The 15,836-nt window shown below is 60.0% G+C and carries 13 protein-coding genes; 7 read left to right on the forward strand and 6 right to left on the reverse strand.

The features are described from left to right. Positions 1–54: 54 nt before the first annotated feature. Entirely contained in the window at positions 55–1,548 is a 1,494-nt protein-coding gene (locus AC07RO_RS12960; RefSeq protein ID WP_495086226.1) for an aldehyde dehydrogenase, read from the reverse strand. 260 nt (positions 1,549–1,808) lie between these two features. Between AC07RO_RS12960 and AC07RO_RS12965 the strand changes: the two genes are divergently transcribed. After that, positions 1,809–2,171, forward strand: a complete 363-nt coding sequence (locus AC07RO_RS12965; RefSeq protein WP_346627402.1) for a cupin domain-containing protein — start codon at positions 1,809–1,811, stop codon at positions 2,169–2,171. A 78-nt stretch (positions 2,172–2,249) separates the two neighbouring features. Here the strand turns inward: AC07RO_RS12965 and rpmG are convergent, their stop codons facing one another. Together rpmG and rpmB are read right to left on the reverse strand one after the other, a co-directional pair. Next, entirely contained in the window at positions 2,250–2,405 is a 156-nt protein-coding gene (gene rpmG, locus AC07RO_RS12970) for a 50S ribosomal protein L33 (RefSeq protein WP_010225867.1), read from the reverse strand. Positions 2,406–2,416: 11 nt separating this feature from the next. Next, complete coding sequence (gene rpmB / locus AC07RO_RS12975; RefSeq protein WP_037016669.1) at positions 2,417–2,653, reverse strand: 50S ribosomal protein L28; 237 nt, start codon at positions 2,651–2,653, stop codon at positions 2,417–2,419. A gap of 362 nt (positions 2,654–3,015) precedes the next feature. Here rpmB and AC07RO_RS12980 point away from each other — a divergent pair, with 362 nt between their 5' ends. Continuing rightward, positions 3,016–4,605: an ABC transporter substrate-binding protein gene (locus AC07RO_RS12980; protein WP_495086227.1), complete on the forward strand. Its 1,590-nt coding sequence runs from the start codon at positions 3,016–3,018 to the stop codon at positions 4,603–4,605. A 203-nt stretch (positions 4,606–4,808) separates the two neighbouring features. On the opposite strand, the gene radC is transcribed toward AC07RO_RS12980, so the two are convergent. Beyond that, complete coding sequence (gene radC / locus AC07RO_RS12985; protein ID WP_192171453.1) at positions 4,809–5,483, reverse strand: RadC family protein; 675 nt, start codon at positions 5,481–5,483, stop codon at positions 4,809–4,811. A 132-nt stretch (positions 5,484–5,615) separates the two neighbouring features. Between radC and coaBC the strand changes: the two genes are divergently transcribed. The 5 genes from coaBC to AC07RO_RS13010 all read left to right on the forward strand — a co-directional run bounded on the left by coaBC (position 5,616) and on the right by AC07RO_RS13010 (position 14,531). After that, a complete protein-coding gene (gene coaBC / locus AC07RO_RS12990) occupies positions 5,616–6,824 on the forward strand; it encodes a bifunctional phosphopantothenoylcysteine decarboxylase/phosphopantothenate--cysteine ligase CoaBC (protein WP_192171454.1) in 1,209 nt (402 codons plus the stop codon). 6 nt (positions 6,825–6,830) lie between these two features. Beyond that, the gene (dut, locus tag AC07RO_RS12995) at positions 6,831–7,286 is read left to right on the forward strand and encodes a dUTP diphosphatase (protein WP_192171455.1); all 456 of its coding nucleotides are present in this window, start codon (positions 6,831–6,833) and stop codon (positions 7,284–7,286) included. 1,304 nt (positions 7,287–8,590) lie between these two features. Then, a complete protein-coding gene (locus tag AC07RO_RS13000) occupies positions 8,591–9,988 on the forward strand; it encodes a phosphomannomutase/phosphoglucomutase (protein WP_495086338.1) in 1,398 nt (465 codons plus the stop codon). A gap of 22 nt (positions 9,989–10,010) precedes the next feature. Beyond that, positions 10,011–10,916 carry an acetylglutamate kinase gene (gene argB, locus AC07RO_RS13005; RefSeq protein WP_192171456.1) on the forward strand — a complete coding sequence of 302 codons (906 nt, stop codon included), beginning with the start codon at positions 10,011–10,013 and terminating at the stop codon, positions 10,914–10,916. A 177-nt stretch (positions 10,917–11,093) separates the two neighbouring features. Then, the gene (locus AC07RO_RS13010) at positions 11,094–14,531 is read left to right on the forward strand and encodes a ParB/RepB/Spo0J family partition protein (RefSeq protein WP_495086228.1); all 3,438 of its coding nucleotides are present in this window, start codon (positions 11,094–11,096) and stop codon (positions 14,529–14,531) included. 21 nt (positions 14,532–14,552) lie between these two features. Here AC07RO_RS13010 and AC07RO_RS13015 read toward each other — a convergent pair whose 3' ends face one another. After that, on the reverse strand, positions 14,553–15,164 hold the full coding sequence (locus AC07RO_RS13015) for a DUF4124 domain-containing protein (RefSeq protein ID WP_407073212.1): 612 nt from the start codon (positions 15,162–15,164) through the stop codon (positions 14,553–14,555). 12 nt (positions 15,165–15,176) lie between these two features. Next, positions 15,177–15,818: an orotate phosphoribosyltransferase gene (pyrE, locus tag AC07RO_RS13020; RefSeq protein ID WP_192171459.1), complete on the reverse strand. Its 642-nt coding sequence runs from the start codon at positions 15,816–15,818 to the stop codon at positions 15,177–15,179. Positions 15,819–15,836: the final 18 nt, after the last annotated feature.

The following is a 15,836-nucleotide window of genomic DNA, read 5'->3' on the forward strand; positions in this document are numbered from 1 at the left end:
AGCCCGGCTGCGTTGGTTTTTACAGCGACTGAGTGTTGAAGCGCGCGCGGCCTCTTACAGCTTGATCCAGGTCGCTTTCAGCTCGGTGTATTTATCGAACGCGTGCAGCGACTTGTCTCGCCCGTTGCCGGACTGCTTAAAGCCACCAAACGGCGCAGTCATGTCCCCGCCATCGTACTGATTGACCCACACGCTGCCAGCGCGCAACGCCTTCGCGGTCAGGTGCGCCTTGGACAAGTCAGCCGTCCACACCGCCGCGGCCAGGCCGTAAGGCGTGTCGTTGGCAATCTGAATGGCTTCTTCAGCGGTATCGAAGGTCAGCACAGAGAGCACTGGCCCGAAGATCTCTTCCTGAGCGATCTTCATCGCGTTGGTCACGCCGTCGAAGATCGTCGGCTCAACGTAGGTCCCACCTGTCTCTTGCAGAATGCGCTTGCCGCCGACGACGAGCTTGGCGCCGTCGGTGTGGCCGGCTTCGATGTACGACAGTACGGTGTTCATCTGCTGGGTATCGACCAGCGCGCCAACGGTGGTTGCCGGATCAAGCGGGTTGCCCGGCTTCCAGGCTTTCAGCGCTTCGATCACCATCGGCAGGAATTTGTCCTTGATTGAGCGCTCGACCAACAGACGGGAGCCGGCCGTGCAGACTTCGCCCTGATTGAAGGCGATGGCGCTGGCCGCAGATTCCGCTGCAGCCTGCAGATCCGGCGCGTCGGCGAAGACGATGTTCGGGCTCTTGCCGCCGGCTTCCAGCCAGACGCGCTTCATGTTCGATTCGCCCGAGTAGATCAGCAACTGCTTGGCAATCTTCGTCGAACCGGTGAACACCGCCGTGTCGACGTCCATGTGCAGCGCCAGCGCTTTACCGACGGTGTGGCCATAACCCGGCAGCACATTCAGCACGCCAGCCGGAATACCGGCTTCGATGGCGAGCTGGGCGACACGGATTGCGGTCAGCGGGGATTTTTCCGACGGCTTGAGGATCACCGAGTTGCCGCTCGACAGCGCAGGACCCAGCTTCCAGGACGCCATCAACAGCGGGAAATTCCACGGCACGATGGCCGCTACAACACCGATCGGCTCGCGAGTCACCAAGCCCAATTGATCGTGCGGGGTCGGCGCCACTTCGTCGTACAGCTTGTCGATGGCCTCGCCGCTCCAGCTCAACGCCTGGGCGGAGCCGGGAATGTCGATGCCATAGGAGTCGCTGATCGGCTTGCCCATGTCGAGGGTCTCGAGCAGCGCCAGCTCTTCGACGTTTTCGTTGATCAGCTCGGCCAGACGAAGCATGGCTGCCTTGCGCTTGGCCGGCGCCAATCGCGACCAGACGCCGGAATTGAACGTAGCCCGGGCGTTTTCAACGGCGCGCTGCGCGTCGGCGGCGTCACAGCTGGCGACGTGGGAGAGGAAGCGGCCATCGACCGGACTGATGCAGTCGAACGTCGAGCCGGATGCGGCGTCTGTGTATTCACCGTTGATGAAAGCACGGCCTTCGATTTTCAGATTCTGGGCGCGTTGTTCCCAGTCAGCATGAGTCAGGGTGGTCATGAAACGTCCTCCTCTTATGAAATAGGCACGTCTTCGCACTCGAATCGGGCTTCAGGGCAGGGCCTGACGCGTCATCGGATCGGCCGAAGGCATTCGCCACCCTAAACCAGCATTGGACGGATTTCCAATATATTGGACAGAAGCGGGCTTAATCTGGCCGGATCGTGCATTTTATTCAACAGCTGTTCGGGCTCGCTCGTGCTTTTCATCCAGCCCTCGGCAAGCAACAATCACGCAGCGCCTACTTTCAGGAATCAGATATGAGCATCGAAAGCATCGTCGACTTCAGCGAAGCCACTACCGCAGCGGAGCGTTTCACCCCTGCTGCTGAAAAGATCCTCAAGGGCGAGCCGAACCAGACGGTTTACAACCATTACAACAGCCCGTGCGGGCAGCTGAATGCAGGCGTCTGGGAAGGGGAAGTCGGTCAGTGGAAAGTGAATTACACCGAGCATGAGTATTGTGAAATCGTGCAGGGCGTCTCGGTCATCCGTGACGAAGCAGGCAAGTCGAAAACCCTGCGCGCGGGTGACCGCTTCGTGATTCCTGCAGGGTTCACAGGCACGTGGGAGGTGCTGGAGGCCTGCCGCAAGATCTATGTGGTGTTTGAACAGAAGGCCTGACTGTTAGTTGACCCACCTTATTTCACCCACAAAAAAGCCCGCATCGCTGCGGGCTTTTTTGTAAGAGGCAGAAATCAATTACTTGATTTTGGCTTCTTTGTAGATCACGTGCTTACGAACAACCGGATCGAATTTTTTAATTTCGATTTTGTCCGGAGTCGTGCGCTTGTTCTTGTCGGTGGTGTAGAAGTGGCCGGTGTTAGCGGTCGACACCAAACGGATCAATTCACGCATGATTTTCTCCCTTAGACCTTCGCGCCAGCACGGCGGATTTCGGCCAGAACAACCGTGATACCACGCTTGTCGATGATACGCATGCCTTTAGCAGATACGCGCAGACGTACGAAGCGTTTCTCTTCTTCAACCCAGAAGCGGTGATGCTGCAGGTTTGGCAGGAAACGACGACGGGTTTTGTTGTTTGCGTGGGAAATGTTATTCCCGGTTACCGGACCCTTACCGGTAACTTGACATACTCTCGACATGCCTCAGCCCTCTAAAACCACATGCCCAACCCGGCATGGGTTGGCCGCTTAATCTCTCAGTCATTTGGCGCCAGGCGCCGCGTTTCTTCAGGGGTCTTACCGGCCACACCTAAGGTGAAGGCAGCGGGCCCCTAGAAAAGAGCGCTGCTTTATACCAGAAAGCCCCCGGTGCAACAACACAAACCACGAATTGCCTGTCACAAAGCCAGGGCTTTCACCCGGCAACGCCAGCGGCGTTAGGCGCGGCGGGAAATATACCACTCGTCGCGCCGCAGCGATTGTTCTGCGCCAATCGATGGTCTAGGGTTACTGACTCTCCAGACTGCGCCGGCAGATGGGCTCTCTCTGAAAGGAAAATCGCCATGCGCCTAGCCGTTCTACCCCTGTTGCTCGCGTCCCTGTCCACACCACTGCTGGCCCAGGCGGCAACGACGCTGAGCGTCTGCACGGAAGCCAGCCCCGAAGGCTTTGACGTGGTGCAGTACAACTCGCTGACCACCACCAATGCTTCGGCCGACGTGCTGATGAACCGCCTGGTGGACTATGACGCCAAGGACGCCAAGCTGGTTCCGAGCCTGGCGCAGAGCTGGAGTGTGTCGCCGGACGGGCTGACCTACGACTTCAAACTTCGCGCCGGCGTGAAATTCCATCACACCGACTATTTCACCCCCACGCGCGAGCTCAACGCTGACGACGTGGTGTTCAGCTTCCAGCGCATGCTCGATCCGGCCAATCCGTGGAATAAGGTCGCTGTGCAGGGCTTCCCCCACGCGCAATCCATGCAATGGCCGTCGCTGATCAAGAAAGTCGAAGCGACCGATGCCACCACGGTGCGCATCACCCTGGACCACCCGGATGCGACCTTTCTGGCGACGCTCAGCATGGGCTTCGCTTCTATTTATTCCGCGGAGTACACCGCGCAGCTGCTGAAGGCCGGTACGCCGGAGAAGCTCAACAGCCAGCCGATTGGCACCGGGCCTTTTATCTTCAAGCGCTTCCAGAAAGACTCGGTGGTGCGTTACGAGGCGAACCCGGATTACTTCGCCGGGAAGCCGGCCGTTGATGCGCTGATCTACGCGATTACGCCGGACGCCAACGTCCGGCTGCAACGTGTTCGCCGCAACGAGTGCCAGGTTGCCCTGTCGCCAAAGCCGATGGATGTCGCTGAAGCCGGCAAGGATTCGAACCTGAAGGTCGAAAAGACTGACGCCTTCATGACCGCTTTCCTGGCGATCAACAGCCAGCATCCGCCGCTGGACAAACCGGAAGTGCGTCAGGCGATCAACCTGGCATTCGACAAAGATACTTACCTGAAAGCGGTATTCGAAGGCTCGGCGCGCCCGGCCAATGGTCCGTATCCGCCTAATACCTGGGGCTACGCCAGCGACCTGCCTGGCTACAAGCATGATGTGGCGAAGGCAAAGGAACTGCTGGCCAAGGCCGGTCTGAAAGACGGCTTCAAGACGACGATCTGGACTCGGCCGTCGGGCAGCTTGCTCAATCCTAACCCTAACGCCGGCGCGCAGTTGCTGCAGAACGATCTGGCCGCGGTGGGGATCAAGGCGGAAATCAAAGTTATCGAATGGGGCGAGCTGATCCGCCGCGCCAAGACCGGCGAGCACGACCTGCTGTTCATGGGCTGGTCGGGGGATAACGGCGACCCGGATAACTTCCTGACGCCGCAGTTCTCCTGCGCCGCAGTCAAATCCGGCACCAACTTCGCGCGCTACTGCGATGAGGGGCTGGACAAGCTGATCAGCCAGGGCAAAGCGGTGACCGATCAGGCGCGGCGCAGCAAGCTGTATCACCAGGCTCAAGAGCAGATCCAGAAGCAGGCATTGTGGCTGCCGCTTGCGCATCCAACTGCCTATGCGCTGCTGCGCAAGAACGTCGAGGGTTATAGCGTGAGCCCGTTTGGTCGTCAGGATTTCTCAAAGGTGACCGTGAAGTAATTCGCGGGAGATCGGGAACTGGGCTCATACGCTCCCCCGCTGGATGCACGCGATGCTTAGTAGGACCGGCTTCAGCCGGGAAGAGGCCCGTTTGCACACCGTCGATTTTGCGGTGTGAATACCGACGCTTTCCCGGCTAAAGCCGGTCCTACATTCGTTCGGTGTCCAGCCCCAGAATCTCTGTGATTAGCCAGTCCTGGCCGCTACATCAACCCATACTCAACCATCGACAGCGGATCGCCGTCGCCGATGATCAAGTGATCCAGCACCACCACGTCCACCAGCGCCAGCGCCTGTTTCAGATGCCGCGTCAGGTCGATATCGGCTTCGCTGGCGTCTTTGACGCCGGAGGGGTGGTTGTGACAAAGGATCAAGCCTGCCGAGTTGTGGGCCAGTGCCCGCTTGACCACCTGCCGCGCGTGGACATGCGCCGTGTTGATCGAGCCGTGAAACAGCACTTCGAACGTCTGAACCCGGTTCTTGCTGTCCAGAAACAGGCAACCAAAGACTTCATGGGGCTCGTGCCGTAACAGCGCCTTGAGGTAGCGACGCACCTGCGTCGGGTTTTCCAGTACAGAATCGCGCTTCAAATCCTCGCCCATGTTGCGCCGGGCCATTTCCATGACAGCCTGCAACTGCGCGAACTTGGCGGGTCCCAGACCCAGCTCGCTGCTGAATGCAGTCAGGTTGGCTTCGAGCAACGCACGCAGGCTGCCGAACTGATGCAAAAGGTGCCGGGCCAGGTCCACGGCGCTTCTCCCCGACACGCCCGTGCGCAAGAAAATCGCCAGCAATTCGGCGTCCGACAGACTCGACGCCCCCCGCTCCAGCAGCTTCTCCCGCGGACGCTCTGCCGCCGGCCAATCGCGAATACTCATAGCAGCTCCCTGTATGTGGCGCCGCTGTTCCCGTGCGGTCGCTGTGCTATCTTAGCCGCTCTTTTTTGCGCGACAGTCAGGCCTGGGGAGGCGTAATGATTGCCGCGTGTTAACCGACCTAAAGGCAGGCCTATGCAGCGGCTGTATCGAAAACGCATCGTTCTCGGCGTCGGCGGTGGCATCGCGGCCTACAAGAGCGCCGAACTGGTCCGCCGTTTGCGCGACCACGGTGCGGAAGTCCGCGTCGTCATGACCAAAGGCGGCGCTGAATTCATCACCCCGCTGACCATGCAGGCCTTATCCGGCCACCCCGTTCACCTGGATTTGCTCGACCCCGCAGCGGAAGCCGCCATGGGTCATATCGAGCTGGCCAAGTGGGCCGACATGATTCTTATCGCACCGGGCACCGCCGACCTCATGGCCCGTCTGGCCCAAGGCATTGCCAACGATTTGCTGACCACCGTGGTGCTGGCGACCGACGCTATCGTCGCCGTCGCGCCCGCGATGAATCAGGCCATGTGGCGCGACCCCTCCGTGCAAGCGAACCTGCAACTGCTCGAACAGCGCGGCTTTCGCATGTTTGGCCCGGCCAGCGGCAGTCAGGCCTGTGGTGATGTGGGCTACGGGCGCATGCTCGAACCCAATGATCTGGCGCAATCTGCCGCCGATTGTTTCCAGCGCCTGACGCTGACCGGCAAGCATGTGCTGATCACTGCCGGCCCTACCCAAGAAAACATCGATCCGGTTCGCTATATCACCAACCACAGCTCCGGAAAAATGGGTTTCGCCCTGGCCGAAGCCGCTGCCGAAGCGGGCGCGCGCGTCACCCTGATCACCGGCCCGGTGAACCTGCAGACGCCTGACCGGGTGTCGCGCATCGACGTTGTCAGTGCCCGGGACATGCTCGCCGCCTGCGAAGATGCCATGCCTTGCGATCTCTTCATCGCCTCGGCAGCCGTTGCGGACTACCGGCCTGAAGTCGTCGCCACACAGAAATTGAAGAAAGATCCCACCACCGGTGATGGTCTTCTGCTGCAGATGGTCCGTAACCCGGACATTCTCGCCAGCATTGCACAGCGCCCGGATCGCCCGTTCAGCGTCGGCTTCGCGGCCGAAACCGAACACCTGCTCGATTACGCCGCACGCAAGCTCAAGGACAAGAACCTTGATTTGATCGTCGCCAATGACGTCGCCAATCCCAGCATTGGCTTCAACAGCGAAGAAAACGCCTGCAGCGTGATCGACCGAGCGTTGCAAGCGACGCTCTTCGCCCAGACCAGCAAAGCCAAGATCGCGCGGCAGCTGGTGACTTTTATCGCCGATCGCATGAACCAGGTTTAATCACGAATGCACGCTCTACAAGCCAAGATCCTCGACCCTCGCATTGGCAGCGAATTCCCGCTTCCCGCTTACGCCACCTCTGGCTCGGCCGGCCTGGACCTGCGCGCCATGCTGAAAGAAGACACTTTGCTCGAACCGGGTCAGACCCTCCTGATTCCTACCGGGCTGTCGATATACATCGCAGACCCTGGCCTGGCTGCACTGATTCTGCCGCGCTCGGGCCTGGGGCATAAACACGGCATCGTGCTGGGCAACCTGGTGGGCCTGATCGACTCCGATTATCAAGGCGAGCTGATGGTCTCCTGCTGGAACCGTGGCCAGACCGCTTTCAAGATCTCCATCGGCGAGCGTCTGGCTCAGCTTGTACTGGTGCCGGTGGTGCAGGCGCACTTTGAAATCGTCCAAGACTTTGACGAGAGTCAGCGCGGCGCAGGCGGCTTCGGCCACTCCGGCAGCCATTGATCCTGTCACAAACACTCACTTTGGCTAACGCATCGCTTTTGGCCTGACGGGCTTTGAGCGGTGCGAAAACAACAAGAACGCGTCAGGACGACCCAGCAGGGAGAGTTAGTTTGAAAGGCATCAAACGCACAGCCAAAGCGACCCCCGTTCCGGAAACAAGTGCCCCGGCCGGCAAAGACGCCAATCTGAGCCTGGCAAGTCCCGGCCTCATTCCTTCGCTCATCGGCCTGCTCGCGGCAATGGTGCTGGTGTGGCTTGCCATCCAAAGCCAGCCGCAGCAACAGGAGCAGCTGGTTCAGGCGTGGGGCAGCGCGCAAGCCGGGGCCGTCAACAAGGCCCTGCGCCAGATCAACGCCGACACCCAGGCCGCTGCAATGGACGCCGCGCTGAGCCAGGCCCTGTTGAGCAACAATTCGTCGGTCATCGAGAGCGCGCAGACTCAATTGCGTTATCGAGACGGCGTGGTAGGCGCACGGCTCAACCCTGTGGGATTCAACAGCGTAGACACCCAAAGCGCGCTGCCGATCAGCTTCGCCACGTTGGACATGCTGGCCAAGGCCGGCAAGGGTGAAACGCCTGCGCCCGAAGCGCGCAAGGTTGGCGACGCATGGCTGATCTACAGCGCCGCGCCCTTGCGCACGGCGCCAGACGCGCCGATCACCGGCACCCTGTTGCTGGCGTTCAACCCACAGCGGCTGATCAATGCACTGCCCGAGACCCCTGCCGATGCGGGTCAGGTGGTACTCGTTCAGCAGTTCGGAAACGCCACCGCGCAGAATTTTCTCACGCGCGGCGAAGACGACGGCAGCCGTCCACAAGAATTCTCCACCGGCTACCCCAACTGGAAACTGACCTTTGCGGCCGGCCCCGCGCTGCAAGGCTCGACGCCTTGGCTGATGCTGCTGCTCGCCTTGCTGGTTGCCGCCGGGGCGATGCTGTTGGGGTTGTATCTGAACGAGAGTGCGCTCAAGCGCCGGGTTGCTGCCGACGCGCGGCAGCTTGAGCAACTGCTGCAAGAACTCTCCGGAGGCAAGGCCGTCAAGGCCTTCAGCTTGAGCCTGCCCGCGTTGAACGGGCTCGCTCAGAGCATGGCGCGGTTCTCGCTGCGCAATAATCCAGCGGCAGCAGGGTCGACAGAACAGGGTCAGCCAGCCGGGACACCGCCGCACGGCGCCGCACCGCTCCTTCCGGTTGTGTCGGAGGATGACCACCTGACCGACCCTCTGTTCCAGGACACCGATATCCTCGACCTCGACCTGATCGATGACCACCCTGACTTCCCGCAGTCGGGGCCATCCCGCGTCATGAGCAGCACCGCCTCCACCGCCCCGACATTTCCCGAGACGATTTTCCGCGCTTATGACATTCGCGGCATCGTCGGCGATACGCTGAACGCCGAGACCGCCTACTGGATCGGCCGGGCCGTCGGTGCGGAAAGTCTCGCGCAGGGCGAGCCGCATGTTTCGGTAGGCCGCGACGGTCGACTCTCGGGGCCTGAGCTGGTCGCGGACTTGATCAAGGGGCTGCATGACAGTGGCTGCCACGTCAGCGACATCGGTCTGGTGCCCACGCCGGCGCTGTACTACGCCACCCACGTACTGGCGGGGAAAACCGGCGTCATGTTGACGGGCAGCCACAACCCGAAGGATTACAACGGCTTCAAGATCGTCATTGCCGGCGATACGCTGGCAGACGAGCAGATTCAGGCACTGCACGAACGCATCAAGGCCAACGACCTGCCGTCCGCCAAAGGCAGCATCATCAAGGTCAATATCCTCGACCGTTACGCCAGCGAGATCATTGGCGATGTGGTGCTCGCGCGGCGCATGAAAGTCGTGGTGGATTGCGGCAACGGTGTAGGCGGCGTTATCGCCCCGCAATTGATCGAAGCGCTGAATTGCGAAGTCATCCCGCTGTATTGCGAGGTCGACGGCAATTTCCCCAACCATCACCCTGATCCGGGCAAGCCGGAGAACCTTCAGGACCTGATCGCCAAGGTCCGGGAAACCGGCGCCGATCTGGGACTGGCCTTCGACGGTGATGCCGATCGTGTCGGTGTCGTCACCAATACCGGCACGATCATCTACCCTGACCGCCTGCTGATGCTGTTTGCCCGCGATGTGGTCAAGCGCAATCCTGGTGCTGACGTGATTTTCGACGTCAAATGCACGCGTCGCCTGATACCGTTGATCCACGAATACGGCGGCCGCCCGGTTATGTGGAAGACGGGTCATTCACTGATCAAGAAGAAGATGAAGGAAAGCGGCGCACTGTTGGCAGGCGAGATGAGCGGACACATCTTCTTCAAGGAGCGCTGGTTCGGTTTCGACGACGGCATCTACAGCGCAGCGCGTCTGCTGGAAATCCTCAGTCAGGAAAAATTCAGCGCCGAGGAGCTTTTCCAGACCTTTCCAAACGATCTGTCCACGCCCGAGATCAATATCAAAGTCACCGAGACCCGCAAGTTCAGCATCATGGAAGCGCTGGAGCGCGACGCCCAATGGGGCAACGCCAACCTCACCAGCATCGATGGTGTGCGGGTCGATTATCCGAAAGGCTGGGGCCTGGTTCGCGCTTCCAATACCACGCCCATGCTGGTATTACGCTTCGAGGCCGAAACCGAGCTTGAGCTGCAGCGGATCAAGGACGTCTTCCATACCCAGTTGAAACACGTAGCACCGGATCTAGAACTTCCTTTTTGACCCAATTTTGAGTGGAGCCCAAATGACCCTCGAACATGATGCCGCAGCCAATGCCGCCAAGGTCCTTTCCGAAGCGTTGCCCTACATCCGACGTTTTGTTGGCAAGACGCTTGTCATCAAATACGGCGGCAACGCCATGGAGAGCGACGAGCTGAAAACCGGCTTCGCCCGCGACATCGTGCTGATGAAGGCGGTGGGTATCAACCCGGTCGTGGTTCACGGCGGTGGCCCTCAGATTGGCGACCTGCTCAAGCGCCTGTCCATCGAAAGCCATTTCATCGACGGCATGCGCGTGACCGACGCCGAAACCATGGACGTGGTGGAAATGGTGCTGGGCGGCCAGGTCAACAAGGACATCGTCAACCTGATCAACCGCCACGGCGGCAGCGCCATCGGCCTGACCGGTAAAGACGCGCAGCTGATTCGTGCGAAGAAGATGAACGTCACGCGTCAGACCCCGGACATGCTCAAGCCGGAAATCATCGACATCGGCCATGTGGGTGAAGTTGTCGGCATCAACACCGACCTGCTGAACATGCTGGTGAAGGGCGATTTCATTCCGGTGATTGCGCCCATTGGCGTAGGCGCGGATGGCGAGTCCTACAACATCAACGCCGATCTGGTCGCAGGCAAAGTCGCTGAAGCCCTGAAGGCCGAAAAGCTGATGCTGCTGACCAACATCGCCGGCCTGATGGACAAGGAAGGCAAGGTGCTGACCGGCCTGACCACCGAGCAGGTCAATGGCCTGATCGCCGACGGCACTATCTACGGCGGGATGCTCCCAAAGATCCGTTGCGCACTGGAAGCGGTTCAGGGCGGCGTTAACACCTCGCACATCATTGACGGCCGTGTGCCGAATGCCGTGCTGCTGGAGATCTTTACCGATACCGGCGTTGGCACCTTGATCAGCAATCGCAAGCGTCACTGATTGCCGCTGTAAAGAGCCCCGCCCGGCCCACTGCCGGTCAGGGCTTTTTTACGGCCAGGTTTTAGTGGCGCCCACACAGGCTTCAGATTTATCCGACCGGCTAAAGCGCCATCTGATGACAGTCACACCCTCAGGAACTGAACACCGTAGGTCTCGCTCATTATTTCGAGACCTCTTATGTCCACGCTGCATCGCAATACCCCGCCACCCGTTCAACCAGAACCCTCATTGGAACTCCTTTTGCCCGGCGAGCAGCCGAATGTAGAACTGGCGCCCCCGGCAGATCTGTTGGAGCCCTACGTCAGCGCGCAGTCGCTGACCGGGCACGACGCGCTTGAGGACGTCGCGCCATTCAGTGGCGTTTACAACGTCGACGGCCTGCTGTTCATCGAACTCGACGGCCGCACGTACGAAGTGGAATTCGATACCGACAACTTCCGCTTCAACCTTGTGGCACCTCGGGCGCCTGATCACGGGATGGACGAAAGCGCCGCGGCGCCAGCGAACCGGGAGCAGGTTCTACGCGGCTGGCACCCGACCTACCTCGCCGGCAGCCAGAGATGGTTGCTTTTACCCGCCACTTCACGCGTGAGTAGCACCGTAGAGCCTGCCCGACTCATGACGCTGCCTCATCAGGTCGACGCTTTGTTGACGACCGGGGATCTGGTCAGAATCAACGACACGGTCGGGCGTTTCCTGTTGCAAAACACGCCACAGCCGAACGACACCCAAGGTACGCAGACGCTGCTGTCGCTCCTCGCAGCCCCCCATTTGGCCGTCTTGAAGCCAGGCGCCAACGCTGCCAGGCCAACGCAAAAATCCCTGAGCATCGTCCTCGACTCGATGCTCAGCTCTGCGCCGGCCGAGACGCTCGCCGGTCAACTGCTCAAGGCGCTGGAATGGTACGGCGGCGAGGATGGTGAGGTCACCGCCCCGGTCATTCGCCAGCAACTGGTATGGGCGGCGCTCATGCTGGAGCTCAATCCCCCCGAGTACCAAAGGCCAGGACACGTTGCGGGTTGTGATCTGGAGGGGCCGCAGAATTGGGGCCTGACCTACCGGCAGCGTCAGACACGGCTGCTCAACGCGCTCGCAGCAAAGACCGCTACGCCTGAGCTGGCGCTGTACATCCTTTCGCCTGCCATTCCTGACTTCGTGGTGGAGGGCATCGATGAAGACCTGCGATACGGCACGGCGGCGTGGGTGAATTTCGTTCATGGCGTATCACTCGGGAATACGCTTGCTCCAGCGTTGGCATCGACGCTCACGTTCGAAGAAGTGATTCAGTTGCCCATGAACTTGAGCAAGGAGGCGAGCTATGAAGAGCTGACCCTGATTGCCACCACCCGCGCACTTCCCAGCCTGACGTGGGCGACCGCCAATGGACTATCGCGCAGTGAGGGCACTAACGACTTTTCGCTGTCGGAGATGGACGCGGCAGCGGCCGCCCTGGACGGTTACATTGCCAATGCGTTGGAGGCGGCCGAGGGAATGACCCGTGAGGTACCTGATCGCGTTCGACTAGCGATGGGCAAGCTTCGCGACATTTTTGGCGCCGAGGCCGACGACATCAAAAAAATGCTCATGTATCCCGCCGCCTTCAGCAGGCGACTTGAGCATTTATTGCGCAGTGACCCTTCAAGCGACGCTTCTCATTTTTACTTGCTGGACGTTTTTTCAGCGGGAGAAATGGTGAACGGGACCGACACGTTCAAACCTGTCACGCCCCGAGCGCCAGTCAGAGGTGGGTTTGACAGGATCTCGACCCCGCTTATCGGCATCGATATTCCGAGGATGTTTGAAGCGCAATACCGGTTCTATGAAGCGCGAGCAAAAGCCGCCTACGCATTTATCATCGAGGAGTTGCTGACGCAGTTGCCCGCCGAGGATCGAAGAGCGCTTCACTGCGGGAGGGTGAAGATTCATACGGTGCGCACATCCACGGGGAAGCTCGCAGGCTTCGAAGTGCCAGAAGACAGAGAACGTAAGCGGGGTCGCTACGGTTTTATCCTCGAATGTGCGGACCGGGAAAACACTTTTTACTACGAGCTTTTCCCTCTCGTGGGCGTTGCCGTACGTCATACCCGTTTGGCAATTCCTACCCGGCGCGCGCATCCCTTTCCTTCAGCACTGCCCTCAGCGCTGGAAATCGTGTCCGGAAGCGCCGTGGGTATCGACTGGGACGCCTACGCCAACCTTACCAAGCCACAACCCGGCAAAACCTCTGTGGTCATCAGCGAAATGGTCGCCGAGCTCGCCCCGCTCGCCGCCCTGCCCGACGATGCAGGCACTGCCCTGACATCGGCACGCCTGAAGGACATTTCATTCGAGGTAGCGACAACCCACCTGTTTTTTTACTCCCATGACGCCTACCTCTATCACCGCCATCAGACAGCATCGGAAGAGGTGGCCAGCAACTACCCTCCACTCTTGCGCAGTCTTGAGCTGTTCGTTCCAGGGCTCGCCTGCACCAATGCGATTGCGACGGATGAGTCACCCGCCGTCGCCTGTACGCTGGACGCGCTCACTTTCGGCATCCCGGCATTGAGGCTTTTACGAGGTGCAATCAGACTGGCATTCAATGCGGGCAAGCTGAGTGTTATGCGGGCCCTGCCGACATTCGCGCAGTTGATGCCCGCCGTATTTCTGAGCTCTGCTCATGTGTATCGAGCGACACGCGCTTCCAGCACTTTCATGCCTGGGGCCATCGGCAAGCTGCTCGCTTCAAAGGCGTTCAATATGAACGCCTTTCATGCCCTGGCTCGTCGAATGCACGGCATCGCCAGGTCAACAGCAGGCATAAGCCAGGGCCTGCGCCACGTCTCTGGCATCCCCACCATCACAACGCCCACGCAATGGCACGGCACGAGCACCATGGATGTCCTCGCCAAAGTCGGGGACATTGAGAATGTGCCGGTGCGCAGAATCTCCAACGCTGTGTCTCGCACGCAGGGCGCCTATTACCTGATTACCTCGGGGTGCGCATATGGCCCACGGCTGATCGCGCGACGAGCCATGGGGAATTCACTGCAACGCATCAACGGCAGGCCGGGCTATCCCCTGTCTGGCCGAGGCGCGATGAAAAACCCCATCGCGGGACCCGATAGCGGCACGCTGGGCCCTGCGATCGATGCCACTACTGATCTGGCAGACGTGATGAAGGTCAATGGCATCAGTGCAACGCCAGAGCAGCTCACTGCCATCAGAGAAGCTATGGAGGACGGAACGCCGCTGTTTATCTACGAAACCGCCAACGGCAGCAAAAGCATCGCGCTCCATGATGTGTACGACGGGATATATCTGGACGCCCTCACCAACTTGCGGGTGAGCGTTTTCAGGTTTTATAACCATGCCACCCTGAAAACATGGCGTGTAGACCCTGCACTTCAGGCTAATGTCATGCAGGTCGCCCCACAGCGCCTGAACCCCGGTCGAGGAGAGTTGATTCAGAAGCGGCTGGACGACATCAAGTCAGGCATTACCGAGGGGCAATACCTGCCGCCTATCCACGTCAGGGAGCTGGAAAACGGCGCTTATCCGGTGGTCAACGGCAATCATCGGCTTGCCGCTGCGCTCGACATGCAGCTTGAGACTGTCCCGGTGCTGATCGTCTGATCCGAAGCGAGGGCGCGCAGGCTAGCGGCCCAAAAGCTTCTGCAACCGCGCACGATCTTGCGCGAACTCGGTTTCGGCCTGAGTTCGCGCAGTCTGATAGCGCAGGATGTCGACTTTCAGGTTCTGCTGCTGATCGCGCAGGTCGTCCATCTGATCGAGCAGCGTCTTGGGCACAGGATGCCCTGCCCGCTCCTGATCAGCCGCCTGCGTCTGAAGTGCGCCCTGCTGCGTGACGAGGTTCTGAATGTTGCCTTGAGCCACGACGATCAAGCCGTCGAGTTCAGCGAGCCGACGATTCTTCGCCCGGTCGACGTCTTCGACGCTGGTGTACAGCCGAAGCAGATGCGCATCGGCGTCGGACTGCAGCTTGGCGGCCTGGGCATCGCGCAGTTCATCGGCCGAAGGTGCAGGCGGTATCGTCTGCACCACGCGACCGCGCTGATTCAGCACTTCATAACCCTTGCCGACGTACTCCGGGGGCACGCCCTGGCGATCGAGCACGGTCACGCCGCGATTGTCGACGTAGCGATACAGCACGATGCCCGGGGCGTCGTCCGCTTGAACACTCGCGATGCAACCCAAACCCAGCGACAGACAAAAACCCAACGTGCCCAGCTTGAGCATAAACCGCATCCTTTTGGAGGCTCAGATTCCGTATTGAGCCCGGTAAGCCTCGACGGCAGGCAAGTGCTGCTTGAGCTGCGGATCGTCGGCCAGGAATTCCAGCACCTGATTCAACGAAACGATGCTCACCACCGGAATACCGAAATCACGCTCGACTTCCTGAATGGCAGACAGCTCGCCATTGCCGCGCTCCTGGCGGTTCAACGCGATCAGCACGCCGGCAGCGTTCGCGCCCTGGGCCTGAATGATCTGCATGACTTCGCGAATAGCGGTGCCTGCAGTTATTACGTCATCGATGATCAGCACATTTCCGGTCAACGGCGCGCCCACCAGGCTGCCGCCTTCGCCATGGGCCTTGGCCTCTTTGCGGTTGAAGCACCAGGGTAGGTCGAGGCTGTGATGGTCGGCCAGCGCCACGGCAGTCGCCGCTGCAAGGGGAATACCCTTGTAGGCCGGGCCGAACAGAACATCGAAGGAGATACCGCTTTCAACAACGGCAGCGGCGTAGAACTTACCCAGTTGGGCGAGGGCCGAACCACTGTTGAAAAGACCGGCATTGAAGAAGTAAGGACTGGTGCGCCCAGACTTCAATGTGAACTCACCGAAGCGCAAAACTCCGCGATCGATGGCAAAACGAATGAAATCGCGTTGATACGCCTGCATGAAAAAAGCCCCGAATAC

This window comes from Pseudomonas sp. GW821-FHT07F05, assembly GCF_059418765.1.

Excerpts from the sequence above, each read along its gene's own strand:
- rpmB (WP_037016669.1), bottom strand. The coding sequence starts at position 2,653 with ATGTCGAGAGTATGTCAAGTTACCGGTAAGGGTCCGGTAACCGGGAAT.
- AC07RO_RS12980 (WP_495086227.1), top strand. The coding sequence starts at position 3,016 with ATGCGCCTAGCCGTTCTACCCCTGTTGCTCGCGTCCCTGTCCACACCA.
- radC (WP_192171453.1), bottom strand. The coding sequence starts at position 5,483 with ATGAGTATTCGCGATTGGCCGGCGGCAGAGCGTCCGCGGGAGAAGCTG.
- AC07RO_RS13000 (WP_495086338.1), top strand. The coding sequence starts at position 8,591 with ATGAGCAGCACCGCCTCCACCGCCCCGACATTTCCCGAGACGATTTTC.
- argB (WP_192171456.1), top strand. The coding sequence starts at position 10,011 with ATGACCCTCGAACATGATGCCGCAGCCAATGCCGCCAAGGTCCTTTCC.
- AC07RO_RS12960 (WP_495086226.1), bottom strand. The coding sequence starts at position 1,548 with ATGACCACCCTGACTCATGCTGACTGGGAACAACGCGCCCAGAATCTG.
- coaBC (WP_192171454.1), top strand. The coding sequence starts at position 5,616 with ATGCAGCGGCTGTATCGAAAACGCATCGTTCTCGGCGTCGGCGGTGGC.
- dut (WP_192171455.1), top strand. The coding sequence starts at position 6,831 with ATGCACGCTCTACAAGCCAAGATCCTCGACCCTCGCATTGGCAGCGAA.
- AC07RO_RS13015 (WP_407073212.1), bottom strand. The coding sequence starts at position 15,164 with ATGCGGTTTATGCTCAAGCTGGGCACGTTGGGTTTTTGTCTGTCGCTG.
- AC07RO_RS12965 (WP_346627402.1), top strand. The coding sequence starts at position 1,809 with ATGAGCATCGAAAGCATCGTCGACTTCAGCGAAGCCACTACCGCAGCG.
- pyrE (WP_192171459.1), bottom strand. The coding sequence starts at position 15,818 with ATGCAGGCGTATCAACGCGATTTCATTCGTTTTGCCATCGATCGCGGA.
- AC07RO_RS13010 (WP_495086228.1), top strand. The coding sequence starts at position 11,094 with ATGTCCACGCTGCATCGCAATACCCCGCCACCCGTTCAACCAGAACCC.
- rpmG (WP_010225867.1), bottom strand. The coding sequence starts at position 2,405 with ATGCGTGAATTGATCCGTTTGGTGTCGACCGCTAACACCGGCCACTTC.